Raw genomic sequence first — 14,304 nt, 5'->3', positions numbered from 1 at the left:
TCAGCACCGTTCAAAGCCTCATTGGAGACAAGTATGAAAGACGCCGCAATCTATACCCGTGTATCGAGCCGCGAGCAGGAGCAGGAGGGCTTCTCGCTCGGAGCGCAAGCGAGAGGGCTGCGCGAGTACGCCGAACGCAACGGGTTCAAAATCATCAGGTCATTCGAGGATGTGGAAACTGCGAAGGCGTCGGGAAGAACACAGTTTTCGGCGATGATGACGTGGTTTCGACGGAACCGGTCTTGTCGCATCCTGCTGGTCGAAAAGACAGACCGGCTCTACCGGAACCTTCGGGATGCCGTGACGTTAGAGGATTTGGATATCGAGACCCATCTGGTCAAGGAAGGGCAGATCATCTCGAAGGATGCTAAGTCCCAGGCGAAACTGATCCATGGAATTCACCTCGTCATGGCGAAGAACTACTCAGAGAACCTTCGCGAAGAGGTCAAGAAGGGTTTGCGCGAGAAGGCGCTCACAGGAGTCTATCCGGGTAATCCGCCGTTCGGTTACAAGGTCAACAAAGCCGAGCGAATCGTCGAAGTACACCCTGTGAAATCGGCGATCGTGTCTCGCATGTTTGAGCTGTACGCAACGGGAACACATTCTACGAAGTCCCTCTCCAAAGCTATCCATCTTGAAACCGGAATTCGCATCTGCAAAGGGAACATCCACCACATCCTGCGGAATTCTTTCTATGTGGGGTCGTTCACATGGTCCGGATACAGCTATTCGGGCACACATCCCCTTTTCTTGCGGCCCGGTCTTTTTGAGCGAGTCCAATCTGTTCTGAACGGCCACAATCGAGGACACCACACGAAGCGTGATCTGGCGTTTCGTGGCCTGATGAAGTGCGCCTATGACGGCTGTGTGGTGACTGCGGAGATCAAAAAGGAGAAATACGTCTACTACCGATGCTCGGGATATCGCGGCAAGTGCGACCTTCCCCGGTTCCGGGAGGAAGACATCGCAAACCGGTTAGGCGAGCCGCTCAAAGGGCTCCAGGTGCCGCCGGAGGTGGTTTCTGACATTGTCGCCACGCTACGCGACGACCAGAAGCAAGCGGCAGGCAAGGTCAGCGCCGATCGGACGGCCCTTGAGTCAAAGTTGACCGGCATCCGCAATCGGATGGACGCGGCATATGCGGACAAACTGGACGGCAAGATCCCAGAAGACTTCTGGGAACGCAGGATGAGCGACTGGCGAATGGAAGAGCAGCAAGTCAAAATGGCAATCCAAGGCTTGAGCGGAGTGGAAACCGGCGACTTGGCGCTGAACGCGCAACAGACTTTAGAACTCGCGAATAACGCCTATTTACGGTATCTTTCGCATAATTTCGCCGAAAAGGCCAAATTGTTGAAAATGGTGCTTTGGAACTGCTCCGTCAACGCCGTAAGTGTAACGCCTATATACAGAAAGCCCTTTGACATGATTGCTGAAAGGGCCAAAACTGAAAAATTGGTCGGGGCGAGAGGATTCGAACCTCCGACCCCCTGGTCCCGAACCAGGTGCGCTACCAGACTGCGCTACGCCCCGAATGTGCTGCGGTGAGATGTCGATTAGAGTGCTTTCCATAAGGCTCAGGCGCGCGGGTGCACCTGCAGGATCGCTGTACCGACTCAGGTAGTTTAGCAGATTTGGCGGCGGGGTGGCGAAGGAGCCGGGAGGGATTTTAGCTGTGCTCGGTTCGAAGTGAGTTGTGGCGTATGGAAGAGAGGGAGCAACGAAGGAGAAGACAAGACGCGGGCGCTGAATTGCGCAGTCAGGCGATGATATTGAGCTGGTACGGTCGAGATGAGTATGCTCGAGGGTGCGCTGGCGAATGGGCGTCAGGTTTACCAGGGGCGGATTAAGGAGGAGTCTGGAGCTCCTCCTCTCAGGGTTGAGACAAAGCTGATCGGGTTCGTAACTGTCAGTGATTCATAGGGGCTTTTGGCTTGGCGTAAGGTTGGCCCTCCCGTTTCACGGAGTTTGCGTCGAAGGTAGCGGTGTCGCCGGGGGTAAATGAGGCTCCGTCGGGAACGAGTGTGTTGTCGAGGCGGCGGCCAGGTTGGCCGCTGGTGCGCATCGAGATGCGTGCTGGGTCGATCCCTTTTTCGTCGATGAGGTACTGCTCTACGTTGAGGTCACGCTGGGCTGCGGCATCAGGCGTTTCATCCTCGGAGTGTCTGCCGACGATTACGAGTTTTGAGGTGGTGTCGCGGTTCAGGGTGAGGGCAATCTCGTCCAGGCAAGCCTTTCCTTCGTTGTCGACGCGTACGGGACGCTTCAGATCGCGCTCAAACGAGACGCTGCAGAGGGGGCGTACCTGCGGGACTGGTGGAGGTGGAGGGGTGACGATTGTGACTGTGGTGTCGGCGGAGGCGTGTTTGCCGAGATCATCGACAACGTTGCAGGTGACGGTGACGACACCTGACGGAGCGCCGCTGGTAACGAGCATGGCGGTAGGTGTGGTTCCGGAGATCTGGCCGGCGGAGGCGGAGTAGGAGTAACTGAGGGTGAGTCCCTCCAGACTGCTCGCGACGGCGGTGATGGTCGAGGGGTCACCGGGCATAACTGTGCTGGGGTTGGCGGAGCAGGCGATGGTGGGTGGAGCGGGGTTATGGATGCGGAAGCCGGCGGTGCAGTTCGCGCTCTCGCCGGGGCGTTTACCTTCGCTGACGCGGCCGGAGACGGTGTAGTCGCCTGGTGCGAGGCCTGTCGTGTTGATGTTGGCTGTTGCATCGTTGTTCGTGAGTTCACCACCGCTGGCGGTCCAGGTGTACGAGAGCTTCTTCTTCGCTTCGAGGTTTGTCGCAGTGGCGGTGACGGTTACGGGGTCGCCAGGGAAGATGTTGGTTGGTTGAGCGGTGCAGCCTAGTTGGACAGGTGGTGGAGGCGTCTGCTGGCCGAAGCGCAGAACCACGCCAGCGGAGAGGCGGTAGGCAGTGATGTCCCCGACGCCTCCGGTTACCTGGGCCGGGTCGACTGGACCGTAGTCGACGTGGGAGTAGTTGAAGTCGGCTTGGACTATGCGAAGGGCGACGTGATTGTTGAAAACTGGGAGGACGAGGTCGAGACCTGCTCCGGCGGTGACGCCCCAGCCCCAGGTGCAGGGTTGGAAGGCTGGTCCGCCTGCTTTGGCTCCGCCGCCGAGAACGTGGGCGAAGGGGATGAAACGGCCTTTTTGATAGCGGAGGACAGGGCCGGCCTGGGCTGTGTAATAGCAATCGTTGGTACCGTTCGGGAAGAAGCTGCCCTCGGCTTGGACACCTAAGTAACGATTGAAATAGGCAGTGGCACTTGCAACCGCACCGGCATTGATGGGCTGATAGACGAAGGGGGTAATTTCGCTGTTGAAGGGATGGAAGTAGGCGTAGCCGCCGTAGAGGTCGAGGCGCGAAAAATCGGGTGGGGGCGTGGAGGCGGTTTTGACCGCCTGCGCTAAAACGGACCATGGCGAGGCTGCAATGCACAGGGCGACCAGGAGTTTGGTCACGGAATCGAGTAGGGCACGCGTGAGGCGCACGGTGTGAGAGCTCAATCTATCGGGGCTCACGGGGCGGAGATGCATAAGGATGAAACCTCCAACTACGGTGCTTCCTGATTTTTCTTGACTCCCATATGCTCCGTGAGACTGCCCGGACATACGGGTGGCATCGCTACTACTTCCCGACGGACAGAAAGACCGAGGTGGATTGAGCCGGCGTCGTGAAGTTGACGCTGGTGCCGGTGACGCTGACGGTGTAGGTCTGGAATGTGGTGTTGAAGCAGCAACCCGCCAGGCCAAGGATACCGAAGGAAAGGAGGAGAAATGTGAGAAGACGAATCTCTTGAGTACCTAGCTTCCTGCGACGTCGGAGACCGGCAAAGAAGATGCCAAGTCCGGTGAGTTCGACCGGGAAGACGGCGGCAGCGGTGATCGGCGTGAGATCCGTGAGTTTGAGATTGGGGATTGATGGATTGCTTAGTTTGGCATCGGCCGAAGTAGTGTTGATGGTCAGCGCGACGGTAGCGGTGCCTCCGGCGGTGAGTGTCGGGTTGCTGGCGAAGGCGCATGTAGCGTCCGCAGGAAGGCCAGAGCAGGAGAGATTGATCTGTCCGGCGAAGGCTCCGACTGAAGTGAGTACAACCTGATAGTTCGTTGCACCGGGACCGCGAATGAGCTGAGTGGGAGGCGTGGCGGAGATCGTGAAGCTGCCCACGGGAGCGTTGATGACCTGGGTGAGGGTAGCCGAGCTGGTGGAAAAGTTTGTGTTGGCCTGGAAGATGGCGGTGATGGTGTGGCTGCCTGAGGTGAGAGCGCTGGTGGCGAATGTGGCGACACCGCTGCTGTTCAGGGTGCCGGTACCGAGGAGATTGCCGCCATCAGAGAAGTTGACGGTGCCGGTGGGCGTGCCGGTTGTGGTGGTGACCGTGGCGGTGAAGGTGACGGTGGCGCCAGCGGCTGCGGGCGAACCGGAGCTTGTAATCGTGGTGACGGTGTCGATGGGACTGACGGCGAGCGTGCCTGGATGGATGGTTGCGATGTAGTTGGCGGCGGAGGTTCCCGAGACGCTTGCGCCGATGGGATATTGGCCCGCTGGGGACGCGGGGGTTGCGACGGTCGTATAGCTGACGACTACGTCGTCGCCGGGGACGATACCGGTGACCGTTCCGGAGAAGGCGGGGTTGGGTGCTCCGTAGAGACGGCTAGCGCTATTGACGTTGATAACGAGAGCTGCCTGAATTTGGGTGATAGTGAGCGAGCCGTTGACGAGGTTCACGGAATAGTTGGAGAGAGCCGCACCGGAGACCGTGGGAATGATCGGGTAGGTGCCCACAGGGGAGTTCAGAACGGCGGAACTGGTGAAGGCGGTGGCGACAGAGTCGCCTTTGAGCAGGCCGGTGGTCGTTCCGGTGAAGACAGGGTTCGCTGTGTCGTAGGTGCGAGTGGCATTCGTCGCCGTGACGGTAAGTGTGGCTGGGGTGACGGTGAGAGTTCCGTTTGTCGTTGTGATGGTGCTGTAGTTGGCGGCGGCAGCGCCGGAGACCGAGGGGATGATCGTGTAGGTGCCGATCGGCGATGTCGCTGTCCCCGTGGTGGTGTAGGTAATTGTGAAAGTATCGCCGTTGAGCGTGCCGCTGACCGTGCTGGTGAAAGTAGGATCGGTTGCGCCGTAGCTGCGTGTGGCATTGTTAGCCGCCACATTGACAGCGATGGAAGTCTGAGTGATCACGAGAGTGCCGGGAGTGACCTGGACTGTGTAGTTGGAGGCTGCAGGACCGCCGACTGCGTCGTTAATGGGGTAGGAGCCGACCGGTGATGCCACAGTTGCTATGGTCGAGTAAGAGTTTGTGAAGGTGTCTCCGTTGAGCGCGCCACTGACGGTGCTGCTGAAGATAGGGTTGGCTGCTCCGTAGATCCTGGTCGCGTTGTTGACCGTGATGGTGAGGACTGCGGGCGTGACGGTGAGGGTCCCGGCGGTGATGGTGATGGCGTAGTTGCCGGCGTTTGCTCCGGTTACGGTCGCGTTGATGGGATAGGTCCCAGCTGGCGAGGTGACGGTGGCTGGTGAGGAGTAGGTGATTGTAAGTACGTCGCCGTTGAAGGTTCCCCCACTGACGGTATTGCCGTTCAGAATGCCAAGGGTGGTGCTGTTGAAGATAGGATTGGCTTGGCCGTACTGACGGCTTGGGTTGAGAACTGTAACGCCGATGGGAGCCTGAGTGATGGTGAGGGTTCCGGGTGTGTTCGTCACCGTGTAGTTCGAAAGGTTCGTGGTTCCGGCTGTGGTGAGAGTCGCGATGATCGGGTAGGTGTTTACAGGAGAGGTGGCGGTGGCAGTGCTGGAGTAGGCGACGAGAATAGTGTCGCCTGAGGCAACTCCGGTCAGTAAGCCGGTGAAGGTGGGGTTCGGCGCTCCGTACAGGCGGGTGAAGTTATTGACGGCGACGGTGAGCGGAGCTGGAGTGACCGTGAGGTTCACGTTACCGGTGGCGGGCGAGTAGTTGGCGTCGCCGGAGTAGTTGAAGGTGACTCCATAGCTGCCGACGGCAAGGCCGCTGTTGGGAGCGCTGCAGATGGAACCAACTCCGAGGGTCGCACTGACGGTGCAAAGAGTCCGTGCACCGACGCTGAAGGTGATGGTGCCAGTTGGCGCAGGGCTGCCATTGGTGACATTGACGGTTTGAGAGAAGGGTTGACCGTAAACTTCAGTTTCGACTGGCAACGTGAACTGAAGCGGCGCAATGACCTTTCCGGTTCCGGTAAGAGTGATTGTCTGAGGGCTGTTGTAGGAGTTGGAGATGATGGTGACGGCGGCGGTCAGCGAGCCCTTGGCAGTTGGAGTGAAGACGAAGCCCAGGTTGCAGGTGGAGCCTGAGATGATCGTGGTGCCGCAGGTGGTAGTGCCCGGATCGATCGTGAAGTGAGGATCGGAAGTGATAATAGCACCGTTGAGGGTGAAGGGAGCTGAGCCAAAGTTGCTTAGGCTTTGCTGGATCACCTGTGAGCTTTGGCCCACCAGGACGTTACCGAAGGCGAGGGTGGGATTGGGATAGGTGATCTCGCGGAGGGAGTTGTTGCCGTTGTCGACCTCGAAGAGATCGCTCTTGCCTTCAACGGCGATGCTGAGAGGATTGTTGATCTGGGCGAGGTTGGCGAAGCCGCCGTCGCCTGAGCTTCCTGCGGTCCCGGTGCCAAGGGTGGTGGAGATATTGCTACCGCTGCTCGTGGTGGAGACGAAGACGGTGTAGACGGTGTTGGCAGTAGCATCGGCGATGTAAAGGTCTCCGGCCGCATCGAAGGCGAGGAGGACGGAGAGATGATGGCGGTGCCCGTGGCTTGGCCAGGAACTGTTGTAGTCGCGGTTCCGTTTCCGGCGACCTGGTGAATGATGCCGAACTTATCGACTGCGTAGACGAGGTGGCCGCCTGTGTCGGCGATGTAAAGGATGCCAGTGGCGTCGAGAATAAGGCCGCCAGGCGATACGAAACTGGCAGTGGTGGCGAGGACGCCGTCGGCCGAGGAGTTGTTTCCGCTTCCTGCAATGGTTCGGCTGCCGCCGCCGGCAAAGACCTCAATCACATTGTGAGTCGAGCCAGCCTGGGCGATGAAGAGATTGTCGAAGCCATCTACGTAGATAGAGGTTGGCGTATCAAGGCCGGTCACATAGCCGGTGTTCAGGCTGCCGTCGACGCCAAAGCGGGAGACGGTGCCGTGAACGGCGTCTGTGATGAAGTAATTTCCGGTGGAGTCAATCGTGATGGCTGAGGAGGTGAGCAGACCTGAACCTCCTGGAATGATGGGAGAAGGCGATCCGCCGCCAACAGGAAGCTTTAGGAGGTTGCCCGAGCCGGGAGTTGCGCCAGTTTCGAGGATGTACGCGTTGCCGGCTGGGTCTACCGTTACAGCAGAAGGGGCGGAAAGTGAACTCACCACAGTCTTGACGATGCCGGGGGTGAAAACACCGAGCGAGCCGGTTGCCCTGCCTTCGAGCCCTTGGGAGATGCTGTTTCCGGAGACCGAGTCAGCGAGCTTGATAGGAGCGCTGCGCAATCCGAGAAGAGTCGGTGTGAAGCGGACAAAGACCTGGCAGGTGACAGGCGGGGTGCCTGGAGTGGAAGGGGTAAGGACACCGGTGCAGGTGTTTGTGATGATGTTGAAGTCTGGCCCTGAAATAACAGACAGATTTACCTTTTGGTTGACGACGAAGGTGACCGGAAGGCCGGCGCTGAGACTGCCGACTGGGGTCGGCGGGAAGATGATGTTGCTGCTGAGTTTGCGAAGGATGCTGTTGCTGGAGTCGGCGAGGGAGAAGTTGCCTAGGCTATCGACGGCGATTCCGCGAGGGCCGTTGAGAGGGAAGTTGAGGGCGGAAGTTCCGTCCTGAACCGGGCTGTAAGAGCCGGAGGCGCCATTGGGAAGGCCCGCGGTGATAGTCACGCTGGACGAGCCAAGGACATAACTGACTACGACGTCGGGACTGGTCTCCGTGATATAGATCGACTGCGTGGGCGAGAAGGCCAAACCGTACGGCTTGTTCAGTGCCGTCGCGAGCGTGCCTGAGTTGTCATTGGAGCACTGTCCCACGGCTGTTTGAAACGTTGAGAGACCAACGACCTGGCGGACGCAGTTGTTGCCGGTATCTGCGATAAAGAGATCCCCCGCTCCATTGATTGCGAGACCTGAGGGGGCGTTCAGCGTGACATTGCCGGTGATGCCGGGGCAGGTTGTAGGAACGAGTGCGGACGGTGCACCGGCCAGGACGCAGAGGCTCGAGGAGGGAGCCTGAAGCAGGACCTGATAGGTACTGAGAGCGGCGGGGACTTCAGTATCTTGAATGGCGATGTAGAGGTTGTTGCTGGCGTCAAGGACGAGGCCGTTGGGGTTCGGCGTCGCTGACATGGCCGAGCCGCAGGTGCCTGCGACGGTAGTGAGCGAGGCAACTCCAGAGGCTCCTGCGGCGAGTTTGCGGACGCAGTTATGACTGCTGTCTGCAATGTAGAGGTTGTTGGAGCTGTCCACCGCGAGACCCGTGGGTTGATATAGACCCTGGGAGGGGGTTGGGGTGCTGTTAGAAGAAGTGGAACAGGTGTCTCCCTTGCCGGAGACGGCGAGTCCGACCAGGGTACTCATCGAACCCGAGCTATCGATCTTGCGGACGCAGTTGTTCAAGGTATCCGAAAGATATTGGTTGCCGTTCGAATCAAAGACGATATAGGATGGAGTGTTAAGGCTGACCGTTGTCGCGGGTCCGAAGTCTCCGTTGAAGCCTGGAGTAATGGTTCCGGCATATCGGGTGCCGCTCTGCACCAAAGTAAGAGCCTGGGCGGGTGAGAGAGACGGAACGAGGGCGAATGCAACGAGAACGACCACGGCAGAGAGGATCTGGACACCAGAGATACGGCTGAGATGCATGGGTGAAGCTCCTAGGTTCGTGCTACAAAGTGAATCAGGACGGACGCGCAAGTGCCGGGGAAGCGGTTCTGCGGAGTTGTAACGCTCCATTAAAGGTAGGTATCCGGTCTCCTGCGCCAAAAGTATTGCATATAGAGGATTTGGGGGAACTACCTATAAAGTGGCAGTTGCAAACGCCTCAGGACGATTGAGTTTTTGAGAGATTCGAGCAATCTTCGCGTAGGAGTACGTGAACGCGCGCGCACTGTAGGAGGAAGTGTGCCTCTATCCGGAGATACCTAATGTCTTCGCGGCGGCCAACCCTATTTGTAGCGGCATCTCTCATGACTTGGGTCCGATTCCCGAGTCTCTGGCGTCTGCCGTTTCGATAGACAGATGAGACTCCGGGCGCGGAGAATGGAGTCAGGGTTGATGGAGACATACTTCCGGCATGAAAGAAATTCGACAGATTGTTCGGATGTGGCGGCAAGGAGGAGCAGCTGCGATGGTGACGCTCGTGCGGGCCGAGGGATCGAGTTATCGACGGCCTGGAGCTCGCCTACTGCTCGGCAAGCAAGGTGAATACACCGGGACAATTAGTGGAGGGTGCCTGGAGGCCGAGGTCGTGCGCAAGGCAGCGTGGCTGGTTCGGGAGGGCGCCGTAGTGGAACGGTACTCGACGATGTTTGATGACACGGCCGAAGTGCCTTTGGGTTGGGGTGCGGGGGCGTGGTCGATCTGCTGATCGAACCGATCGATACTCCCGAGTGCCGAGCTTTACTTGCGGCACTGAACGCTGCGCTTGCCGGGATTGAGGTGACGGTGCTGACCTGGCTACCGCGGGCGGGAAAGAGCCTGGAACGCGCCGTGCTTGCGGCGAGTGGGGATTTTACGTTTGCTACCGCGGGGCTGAGAGAGCCTGAACTAATGGAGGCGAGGGCAGCCGTACTACTTCGAGGCGTTGTTGCGAACATGCCCCCTGATGTTTTTGTGGAGCGAATCACGGCTCCGCAGCGATTGTTCGTTTTGGGCGCTGGCGATGATGCGAAACCAGTGGTGAGTATGGCGGCGTTGCTGGGTTGGAGCGTTTCGGTGATGGATGGACGAGCGCAGATGGCTCGTGCGGATCGATTCCCCGAGGCGGAGCGGGTGATCGTGGCGTCTGCTGCGTCGAGCGAGGTTCTGGCGATTCGTCCTGACGATGCAGTAGTGCTGATGACACACAGTTATGAGCAGGACAGGGATCTGCTCGCGGCGGTGCTTCCGTTGCATCCCAGGTACCTCGGTCTGCTGGGGGCGCGGCACCGGAGTTCGCTGCTGGTAAGCGAGGCGGCAGCGATGTTGGGATGGACTATAGATGCGTGCTGCGACCGGATCTATGCGCCGGTGGGATTGGACCTTGGTGGGGACGGCCCTGAGGCGATTGCCCTCGCAGTTATCGCCGAAGCGCAAGCGTGCTGCATGGGGAAGTTGGGAGCTTCGCGCAGGTTGACGCCGCAGGATGTTGAGAGACACCTGCAAGAGGGTAGCGCGGCGCGATATCTGCAACAACAATGTGCGCTGGATCTTGCGTGAGGCGAATTGGTGCGGTGATTCTCGCGGCCGGGGCTTCGAGGCGGTTGGGGCAGCCGAAGCAACTGGTGAAGGTAGGAGCGGAAAATCTGTTGGAACGATCGGTGAGGGTTGCTCATGAGGCTGGATTCTCGCCGGTGATCGTGGTGTTGGGGGCTTCGGCGGAATCGATCGAGGCGGCGTGTGAGTTGGGTGACGCTGGTGTTTTGATAAATGAAAGCTGGAGCGAGGGGATGGGTGCTTCTGTGCGCGTCGGAGTGGGGGCGCTGCGAGACGTGGACGGTTGCGTGTTGATGACTTGCGATATGCCGGGTGTGACTGCTGCGCATCTGCGGAACTTGTCGGCTTCGGGAGAGGTTGCAGGGTCTGCGTATGATGGGCGGCGAGGAGTGCCGGCTTATTTTCCGGCGTCATTATTTAAGGATCTGATGGAGTTGCGGGGCGATGCGGGGGCAAAAGATTTGTTGCGGTCGGCACAGTGCGTAGCGTTGGCTGGTGGGCAATTGGATGTGGACACGATGGAAGATCTGGAACGTGCGCGTACATTGTTTGGGTAAAGGTTCCCGTCCATGGTGCTAGAGGGTGTGCAGAAATTCTTCGAGGAGATTGGCGGCAACTGCGGCGCGGTATTTTGCGGTGCTGCGGATGTCGTCGATGGGAAGGGTCTCGCTCAATAAAGCGCCGCGGGCGGCGGCGATAGTAGCGGGCGTTACCGGTTGGTTGAGGAGAGACTGTTCCGTGGCTACGAGGCGGGCAGGAGTCTCGCGCAGGCTGGCGGCTCCGATGCGGATAGCTTCGATCACGCCGTGTCTGGTACGGGCGATTGCGGCGATAGCGACCTTCGAGATGGCCTGGGCGTTTCGAGTCCCTACCTTGCGGATGTAGGTTTTGTAACCGATCACGTTACGTGAGAGTGTGATGCTGTGGAGGAGCTCGTCAGGGGCGAGAGCGGTTTTCTTGTAGCTGAGGTGGAAGTCGCGGTAAGGAATTGTGCGACTGCCGCGAGTTGAGACCAGGGTGACGGTGGCGTCGTAAGCGAGAAGGGCTGGAGGGGAGTCGGCGGCGGGGCTGGCATTGACGATGTTGCCGCCGAGGGTGCCGCGGTTCTGGTTCGCAATGGAGCCGGTCCAGCTGGCGGCCTGAGGGAGGAGGCAGAGTTCGCTTGCAATGGTGGGGTGATTGCGAACATCAGTGAAAGTAGTGCCGGCACCGATGCGGATTGCGTCAGGAGTGACTTCAATGAAACGCAGCTCGTCGAGGTTCCAAAGAGATAGGAGCTTTTTGGGCTGAAGACGCCCAGCGCCTAGAGCCACCATTAACTCGGTGCCGCCGGCGATGGGGCTATAGCGGTCGGGCGAGTCTGCGAGGATTTGAAGAACGACGTCGAGCGATTTTGGGGCGATGAGATCGTATTCCGTTATGTTGGAGCGCATTATTCGGCGGCTCCGACGAGAGCTGCGGCCTGGACAGCGTTGAAGATGCGAATGTAGCCAGTGCAGCGGCACAGATTGCCGGAGAGACCCTCCTGAATTTGTAACAGTGTTGGTTTCGGATATTTTTCAAGCAGATGATGCGTGGCGAGAATCATGCCCGGGGTGCAGATGCCGCACTGTGCCCCCCGTTCTCGAGGAAGCATTGCTGGATTGGGTGAAGTTTTTCGTTGATTGCGACGCCTTCGATCGTGGTAATCTCCGCCCCTTCTACTTGCAGGATAGGAATGAGGCATGAGTTGACCAGGTCGCCGTTCATCAGGACCGAACAGGAGCCGCATTCGCCCTCACCGCAGCCTTCCTTTGCTCCCGTTAGGCCGAGGTCTTCGCGGAGAACGTCGAGGAGTCGCTTCATCGGCGGGGCTTCGATGGTCTTTGACTGTCCGTTGATAGTAAGTTGAATCGTGGTCACGCGGTGGCCTCGCTGAAGATTGGGCCAGCGACCGCAGGATCGAGGGATTCGCTGCCTGCTTGGGGCGCGCGGGTCATTCGCTCGAACATGTCTTCGGGAAGGAGCGGGATTTCTGTGAAGGCGATGCCGGTGGCGTGCTCGGTGGCGTTGAGGATAGCGGGTGCGGGCCCGTCCATCGGGAGTTCGCCAATGCCTTTTGCCCCGAAGGCTCCGTGGGGAGACGGAATTTCTTCGAAGGTGACATGGATAGGCGGCACATCGGCGCTGGTGGGCATGATGTAGTTCGTCATCTGGTTGTTCGCGAAATGGCCGTTTTGCCAGAGACATTTCTCGTAGAGGGCGTAACCGATGCCCTGAGCGACTCCACCTTCGATCTGGCCGGCGGCGAGGATCGGGTGAAGAACTTTGCCTACTTCCTGCAGGGCGTAGAAGTTTGTCACGCTTGCGGAGTAGGTGGTGGTATCGACGGCAACTTCGGCTACGTAGACGGCCCAGGCGTAGGCGGGATAGGCTTCGCCTCGGTAGTTGTCGTCATCCCAGAAGATGTCGCCGGGGGATTGGTAGCGGGCCTCGGACTTGAGGGAGCCGCGCTCGGCAAGGTAGAGGAGCGCGGCGCGGCGGAAGTCTTCAGGGGTGTAGTCAGGCGCGAGATAGCCGCTGTGGACGAGGGTGCCGCAGAGAGTCTGCGCGGCACGTTCGACGAGTTTGCCGACGACCATGGCGGTGCGGCTGGCAACGGTGGGGCCGGAGTTGGGGACGTGACCGGTGTCGGGTTGGGCGATGAAGATCTGATCGTAAGGGAGTCGGAGGGTTTGGGCGGCGATCTGGCAGAGGATGGTGTTGGTGCCTTGGCCGAACTCGGTGGAGGAGACGAGGAGGCGCGGATGGCCTTCGGGTGTGAGCTCGATTTCGACCAGGGAGTTGAGGCGGCGCTCTCCGGATCCGGTGAAGCCTGCGCCGTGGAAGAAGGTGGCGAAGCCGATACCGCGCTTGATGATGCTGGTTGGATTCTCGCGGTCGAATTGCTCGCGTTTGGAGTAATAGTCGGACTGGTAAAGAGCTCGGGTGAGTAGGTGCTGCATGTCGACGGGATCTTTGAGGAGTTGGCCGGTTGCGGTGTGGTCGCCGGTGGCGAGGAAGTTGCGGCGGCGGAACTCTTCGGGGCTGAGGCCGACAACCCTGGCGATCTTGTCCATGTGACGTTCGAGGGCGAAGATGCTTTGCGGTGCGCCGAAACCTCGGAAGGCCCCGTGGGGCGGAATATTTGTCGCCATTGCTTTAGCTCGGACGGTGAGGTGGGGCCAGAGGTAGGGGCCGGGGGCGTGGATGGTTCCGCGGGAGAGGACGACCGGTGAGAGGGTGGCGTAGGCTCCGCCGTCGATGGCGAAGTCTATCTCACCCGCGAGGAGCTTGCCGTCCTTGCTGACGGCTGTGCGGTGGCGGGTGCGTGATGGGTGACGCTTGGTGGTGGCGGCCATGTCTTCGGCGCGGTCGTAGCAGAGCTTGACCGGGTGGCCTGACTTCATGGCCAGGAGTGCGGCGTGGCTGCCGATGACGGAGGGGAAGTCCTCCTTGCCACCGAAGGCTCCGCCGGTCTCGGTCTGGATGACTCGGCACTTTTCGGAGGGGAGGTTGAAGACTAGTTCGAGAGCGTGGACGAGGTAGTACGGGCACTGCATGGAGCCGCGGACTGTGACTCCGGCTTCGGGCGAGTATTCGGCGATGACTCCGTTGTTCTCGATGTAGAGCTGCTCCTGGGCTCCGGTGCGGTACTCGCCTTCGACGATGTAGTCGGCGGTCTGCCAGATCTCGTCGGGGATCGGCTTTTGATCCTTCTGCATGAGGTAGGTCTTGAAGGTGTTGGCGTTCTCACCTTCGCCCCAAATGATCTGCTCTTTTTTTCGGAGTCTTCGATGGTGTAGATGGCGGGGAGTTCTTCGTAGGTGATGTGGACCGCGGCTACGGCGGCAGGG

General features: G+C 59.5%; 10 protein-coding genes, 1 tRNA gene and 1 pseudogene. 4 read left to right on the top strand and 8 right to left on the bottom strand.

Annotated features, from left to right (window positions below; translation table 11 throughout):
- Positions 1 to 33 precede the first annotated feature (33 nt).
- Positions 34 to 954, top strand: a pseudogene (locus tag RBB80_RS30400) (recombinase family protein); the annotation flags it as partial.
- A gap of 502 nt (positions 955 to 1,456) precedes the next feature.
- Here RBB80_RS30400 and RBB80_RS30395 read toward each other — a convergent pair.
- The 4 genes from RBB80_RS30395 to RBB80_RS30380 all read right to left on the bottom strand — a co-directional run bounded on the left by RBB80_RS30395 (position 1,457) and on the right by RBB80_RS30380 (position 8,878).
- Positions 1,457 to 1,533: transfer RNA gene (locus RBB80_RS30395), tRNA-Pro, on the bottom strand.
- Positions 1,534 to 1,909: 376 nt separating this feature from the next.
- A complete protein-coding gene (locus tag RBB80_RS30390; protein ID WP_433965859.1) occupies positions 1,910 to 3,550 on the bottom strand; it encodes a hypothetical protein in 1,641 nt (546 codons plus the stop codon).
- 91 nt (positions 3,551 to 3,641) lie between these two features.
- Complete coding sequence (locus RBB80_RS30385; protein ID WP_433965858.1) at positions 3,642 to 6,464, bottom strand: beta strand repeat-containing protein; 2,823 nt, start codon at positions 6,462 to 6,464, stop codon at positions 3,642 to 3,644.
- Positions 6,461 to 8,878 (bottom strand): hypothetical protein, encoded by a 2,418-nt coding sequence (locus tag RBB80_RS30380; RefSeq protein WP_433965857.1) that lies wholly within the window; start codon positions 8,876 to 8,878, stop codon positions 6,461 to 6,463. The genes RBB80_RS30385 and RBB80_RS30380 overlap by 4 nt, the downstream gene beginning before the upstream one ends.
- A gap of 430 nt (positions 8,879 to 9,308) precedes the next feature.
- Between RBB80_RS30380 and RBB80_RS30375 the strand changes: the two genes are divergently transcribed.
- From RBB80_RS30375 to RBB80_RS30365, 3 genes are read left to right on the top strand one after another with little or no spacing between them, the layout of a single operon-like run.
- On the top strand, positions 9,309 to 9,602 hold the full coding sequence (locus RBB80_RS30375; protein WP_433965856.1) for an XdhC family protein: 294 nt from the start codon (positions 9,309 to 9,311) through the stop codon (positions 9,600 to 9,602).
- Entirely contained in the window at positions 9,587 to 10,432 is an 846-nt protein-coding gene (locus tag RBB80_RS30370; RefSeq protein WP_433965855.1) for an XdhC family protein, read from the top strand. Before RBB80_RS30375 ends, RBB80_RS30370 begins: the two co-directional genes overlap by 16 nt.
- Entirely contained in the window at positions 10,429 to 10,986 is a 558-nt protein-coding gene (locus tag RBB80_RS30365) for a nucleotidyltransferase family protein (protein ID WP_433965854.1), read from the top strand. Before RBB80_RS30370 ends, RBB80_RS30365 begins: the two co-directional genes overlap by 4 nt.
- 18 nt (positions 10,987 to 11,004) lie before the next feature.
- Here RBB80_RS30365 and RBB80_RS30360 read toward each other — a convergent pair whose 3' ends face one another.
- Genes RBB80_RS30360 through RBB80_RS30345 form a run of 4 tightly spaced genes read right to left on the bottom strand, consistent with a single transcriptional unit; the run spans position 11,005 to position 14,172 of the window.
- Positions 11,005 to 11,862 carry an FAD binding domain-containing protein gene (locus tag RBB80_RS30360; protein WP_433965853.1) on the bottom strand — a complete coding sequence of 286 codons (858 nt, stop codon included), beginning with the start codon at positions 11,860 to 11,862 and terminating at the stop codon, positions 11,005 to 11,007.
- Positions 11,862 to 12,017 carry a 2Fe-2S iron-sulfur cluster-binding protein gene (locus tag RBB80_RS30355; protein WP_433965852.1) on the bottom strand — a complete coding sequence of 52 codons (156 nt, stop codon included), beginning with the start codon at positions 12,015 to 12,017 and terminating at the stop codon, positions 11,862 to 11,864. The genes RBB80_RS30360 and RBB80_RS30355 overlap by 1 nt, the downstream gene beginning before the upstream one ends.
- On the bottom strand, positions 12,014 to 12,331 hold the full coding sequence (locus tag RBB80_RS30350; protein WP_433965851.1) for a (2Fe-2S)-binding protein: 318 nt from the start codon (positions 12,329 to 12,331) through the stop codon (positions 12,014 to 12,016). The genes RBB80_RS30355 and RBB80_RS30350 overlap by 4 nt, the downstream gene beginning before the upstream one ends.
- Entirely contained in the window at positions 12,328 to 14,172 is a 1,845-nt protein-coding gene (locus tag RBB80_RS30345; RefSeq protein WP_433965850.1) for a xanthine dehydrogenase family protein molybdopterin-binding subunit, read from the bottom strand. The genes RBB80_RS30350 and RBB80_RS30345 overlap by 4 nt, the downstream gene beginning before the upstream one ends.
- Positions 14,173 to 14,304 lie beyond the last annotated feature (132 nt).

The sequence above is a fragment of the Tunturiibacter gelidiferens genome (assembly GCF_051013345.1).
Classification (GTDB): domain Bacteria; phylum Acidobacteriota; class Terriglobia; order Terriglobales; family Acidobacteriaceae; genus Edaphobacter; species Edaphobacter gelidiferens_A.
This window is presented reverse-complemented; position numbering and strand designations above follow the sequence as displayed.

Excerpts from the sequence above, each read along its gene's own strand:
- RBB80_RS30390 (WP_433965859.1), bottom strand. The coding sequence starts at position 3,550 with ATGCATCTCCGCCCCGTGAGCCCCGATAGATTGAGCTCTCACACCGTG.
- RBB80_RS30380 (WP_433965857.1), bottom strand. The coding sequence starts at position 8,878 with ATGCATCTCAGCCGTATCTCTGGTGTCCAGATCCTCTCTGCCGTGGTC.
- RBB80_RS30375 (WP_433965856.1), top strand. The coding sequence starts at position 9,309 with ATGAAAGAAATTCGACAGATTGTTCGGATGTGGCGGCAAGGAGGAGCA.
- RBB80_RS30360 (WP_433965853.1), bottom strand. The coding sequence starts at position 11,862 with ATGCGCTCCAACATAACGGAATACGATCTCATCGCCCCAAAATCGCTC.
- RBB80_RS30355 (WP_433965852.1), bottom strand. The coding sequence starts at position 12,017 with ATGATTCTCGCCACGCATCATCTGCTTGAAAAATATCCGAAACCAACA.
- RBB80_RS30345 (WP_433965850.1), bottom strand. The coding sequence starts at position 14,172 with ATGCAGAAGGATCAAAAGCCGATCCCCGACGAGATCTGGCAGACCGCC.